The sequence below is a fragment of the Phocaeicola sp. HCN-6420 genome (genome assembly GCF_037890145.1).
In the GTDB taxonomy this organism is placed as follows: Bacteria; Bacteroidota; Bacteroidia; order Bacteroidales; family Bacteroidaceae; genus Phocaeicola.
Window position 1 is genome coordinate 1 of sequence record NZ_JBBKBJ010000058.1, and the last position, 3,457, is coordinate 3,457.

At 53.1% G+C, this 3,457-nt stretch carries 6 protein-coding genes; 4 read left to right on the forward strand and 2 right to left on the reverse strand.

Going from position 1 to position 3,457, the window contains the following annotated elements; translation table 11 throughout:
- Positions 1–329 precede the first annotated feature (329 nt).
- Positions 330–1,565, forward strand: a complete 1,236-nt coding sequence (locus WKT12_RS16240; protein ID WP_004291422.1) for a site-specific integrase — start codon at positions 330–332, stop codon at positions 1,563–1,565.
- 11 nt (positions 1,566–1,576) lie between these two features.
- Complete coding sequence (locus WKT12_RS16245) at positions 1,577–1,939, forward strand: hypothetical protein (protein WP_004291423.1); 363 nt, start codon at positions 1,577–1,579, stop codon at positions 1,937–1,939.
- 77 nt (positions 1,940–2,016) lie between these two features.
- Here the strand turns inward: WKT12_RS16245 and WKT12_RS16250 are convergent, their stop codons facing one another.
- Entirely contained in the window at positions 2,017–2,322 is a 306-nt protein-coding gene (locus WKT12_RS16250; RefSeq protein ID WP_004291424.1) for a helix-turn-helix domain-containing protein, read from the reverse strand.
- A gap of 31 nt (positions 2,323–2,353) precedes the next feature.
- On the reverse strand, positions 2,354–2,653 hold the full coding sequence (locus WKT12_RS16255; protein ID WP_004291426.1) for a helix-turn-helix domain-containing protein: 300 nt from the start codon (positions 2,651–2,653) through the stop codon (positions 2,354–2,356).
- 138 nt (positions 2,654–2,791) lie between these two features.
- Between WKT12_RS16255 and WKT12_RS16260 the strand changes: the two genes are divergently transcribed.
- The gene (locus WKT12_RS16260) at positions 2,792–3,217 is read left to right on the forward strand and encodes a helix-turn-helix domain-containing protein (protein ID WP_004291432.1); all 426 of its coding nucleotides are present in this window, start codon (positions 2,792–2,794) and stop codon (positions 3,215–3,217) included.
- Positions 3,218–3,220: 3 nt separating this feature from the next.
- The coding region (locus WKT12_RS16265; RefSeq protein ID WP_340320311.1) for a DNA-binding protein at positions 3,221–3,457 on the forward strand (237 nt) is incomplete at its 3' end.

Sequence of the window (3,457 nt, forward strand, 5' to 3'; positions counted from 1 at the left end):
GCAAAGTTACTACAAAAAAGTGAAATGCGGAAAGATATAGTGATAGAATTGAGTTACAAGGGTTTTGGTTGAAGTGGCGATAATCCGTGAAGCCATTACAATCCCTGCCGAAGCCAAATCCTGACGCCGCTACGTTACTTGTTCGTAACCATGCCCGAAAATGCGACAAACGGGTACGAATAGCGAAACAAGGCTCTAAGGAATAGTGAGTTATCCATAACTCATGCGAAAAATCAGGTTACGGAAAAAGATTGCGCCGTTCCTCCCCGTTTTGCGTACCAACACCGGACTCTTCACCAACTAATTTTGAAACCCAAAAATTAAGGACAATGAAGAGTACATTTTCAGTAATCTACTACCTCAAGCGTCAGGTAGTGAAAAAGGACGGGACAGTTCCCGTCATGGGACGCATCACGGTGGACGGCAGCCAGACACAGTTCAGCTGCAAACTGACTGTCGATCCGAAACTGTGGGACACCAAAGGTGGACGTGTCACGGGCAGAAGCACGGCGGCACTCGAAACGAACCGTATGCTTGACAAGATGCGGGTACGCATCAACAGGCATTATCAGGAAATCATGGAGCGTGACAACTTCGTCACGGCGGAGAAGGTGAAGAACGCCTTTCTCGGACTGGAACACCGCTACCACACGCTGATGCAGGTGTTCCGCCAGCACAACGAGGACTACGAGAAGCAGGTGGAGGCAGGCATGAAAGCCAAAGGCACGCTGCTGAAGTACCGCACCGTTTACAAGCACATGCAAGAGTTCCTCGACATCCGCTACCATGTGAAGGACATCGCCCTAAAAGAGCTTACCCCGGCTTTCATCTCCGACTTCGAGATGTTCCTGCGCACGGACAAGCACTGCTGCACCAATACCGTGTGGCTGTACGTCTGCCCGTTACGGACGATGGTATTCATCGCCATCAACAACGAGTGGCTGACGCGCGACCCGTTCCGCGAGTATGAAATCAAGAAGGAGGAAACAACACGCAGTTTCCTGACCAAAGATGAGATCCGCCTGCTGATGGAGGGGAAACTGAAAAACGCCAAACAGGAATTGTACCGCGACCTCTACCTGTTCTGCGCCTTCACGGGGCTGTCGTTCGCGGATATGCGCAACCTTACGGAAGAGAATATCCGCACCTACTTCGACGAACACGAGTGGATAAACATCAACCGCCAGAAAACGGGCGTGGTGTCCAACATCCGCCTGCTCGACATCGCCAACCGCATAATCGGCAAATACCGGGGACTGTGCGGGGACGGCAGGATATTTCCCGTTCCGCATTATAACACGTGCCTTGCCGGTATCCGTGCCGTCGCCAAGCGTTGCGGCATCACCAAGCATATCACGTGGCATCAGAGCCGCCACACGGCAGCCACGACGATATTCCTCTCCAACGGTGTTCCCATCGAAACGGTCAGCTCCATGCTCGGACACAAGAGCATAAAGACGACGCAGATTTACGCAAAGATAACCAAAGAGAAGCTCAATCAGGACATGGAGAACCTTGCCGCAAGATTGAACGGCGTCGAGGAATTTGCAGGTTGCACCATCTAAAAAGAAAAGCCATGAAACGTGACACAATCATCATCGAGGACAAGGCAGTCAGCGTAACCGGTAACGACGTGTGGATGACCGCCACCGAAATAGCCGGATTGTTCCATACGACCGTCCCGGCAGTGAACGCCGCCATCAGAGCCGTCCGCAAGTCGGACGTGCTGAACGACTACGAGGTGTGCCGCTACATGCAGCTTGAAAACGGGCTGCACGCGGACGTGTACGCCCTTGAAATCATCATCCCGGTCGCTTTCAGGGTGAATACCTACAACACCCACCTGTTCCGCACATGGCTGGTGGGAAAGGCACTCTCACAAGAGAAACGGCAGACATACGTGATGTTCATACAGAACGGAAAAGCCGGGTATTGCTGATTGCACATACCCCATAAGACAAGTAAACGGGTAGCACCACAAAAGGTGTCACCCGTTTACTTTTTCATGAAACCGCCTCACTCCAGCGGCTTGCGGTAGTTCGCTTCCAGTACCCCGCGCAGCCCCGTTTCCGGGTAAAGCACCTTCCCTCCCAAAAGTATGAAGGGCAACACGCGGTTGTTGCGGTATTCCTGCAAGGTGCGCCGGCTCACACGGAGCAGTTCCGACACCTCGCCGTCCGTCAGGTAACGTTCCCCGTCCAGCGGAGGACGGTAGCTTTCCAGAAATGCGGACAGCCATTTCGAGCCTTTGCGCATATCCTGCACCACAGAGGCTATCGGCTCGTCTTCCATCGTAAAAACATCGTTGTTCTCGTTCATCATAACTTCGGATTCAGTGGGTGAATAAATCAAATCATCTGCCGTGCGGATAGAGCGTGCCGACAAGCGGTATCAGCCGCTTCACCTCCTCTGGCTTGTAATAGAACCTGCGGTTTATCTGCGAGTAGCCGATAAGCCGCCTGTCACGCAGCGTCTGCAACGTGCGCGGGCTTATTCTCAACTGCCCGCAGACCTCCTCGCCCGTGAGCCATCTTTCCATGCGCCCCGTGTCGCTTTTGCGCCTCAGGGCGGCGACCTTCTCCGAGAGTGCGCCGAATGCCGCCACCATCATCTCGAAAGTCTTTTTCTCGATAGATACTATTTCCATATTCATGTCATTTAGAGTTTGCCGCAAAGGTAACGAAACGGCATACAAGACGTATCGTTTTCCGCTGAAAGGCTGCCTGTTGCGCCGTTTGACCGGGTTACGGAGCCATCTTCCGCAAAAATCTTACGTGAGTCACGTAGTGAGTTGTTAAAGCCCCTTTTGTTTATTGCCGAATTTTGTCGCAGAAACAAAAAGAAAGGACTGAACATGAAAGTGATAACAATGGAAAGTTCCGCCTACAAGGAGATGATGGCGCAGATTGCGAACATCGCAGGGTACATCCGCGAGGCAAGGGACGAGAAGAAACGGAAGCGGGAAACCGAAGACAAGCTGCTTGACACGGCACAGGCGGCGAAGATGCTCAACGTGAGCAAGCGCACCATGCAGCGTATGCGCACCGACCACCGTATCGAGTATGTGGTGGTACGCGGAAGCTGCCGCTACCGCCTTTCCGAGATACTGCGGCTATTGGAGGACAACACAGTAAGGAACGAGGAAGGGACAATAGACACCCTGTTCCACAACCACACGCTGCGCACGGGCGGCAAACCAAAAGGAAGGAGGACATAGGTCATGGAACTGCTCACACGAAACAACTTCGAGGGCTGGATGCAGAAGCTGATGGAACGGCTCGACCGTCAGGACGAACTGCTGCTGGCGATGAAGGCTGAGGGGAAACAGCCCACTATCACGGAAAGCATCCGCCTTTTCGACAATCAGGATTTGTGCATGTTGCTCCAGATAAGCAAACGCACCCTCCAACGCTACCGCAGCGTAGGCGCATTGCCCTACAAGACGCTGGGCAAGAAG

What these genes read in the sequence shown, in the direction of transcription:
- WKT12_RS16240 (WP_004291422.1), top strand. Translation starts at nt 330, where the DNA reads ATGAAGAGTACATTTTCAGTAATCTACTACCTCAAGCGTCAGGTAGTG.
- WKT12_RS16245 (WP_004291423.1), top strand. Translation starts at nt 1,577, where the DNA reads ATGAAACGTGACACAATCATCATCGAGGACAAGGCAGTCAGCGTAACC.
- WKT12_RS16250 (WP_004291424.1), bottom strand. Translation starts at nt 2,322, where the DNA reads ATGATGAACGAGAACAACGATGTTTTTACGATGGAAGACGAGCCGATA.
- WKT12_RS16255 (WP_004291426.1), bottom strand. Translation starts at nt 2,653, where the DNA reads ATGAATATGGAAATAGTATCTATCGAGAAAAAGACTTTCGAGATGATG.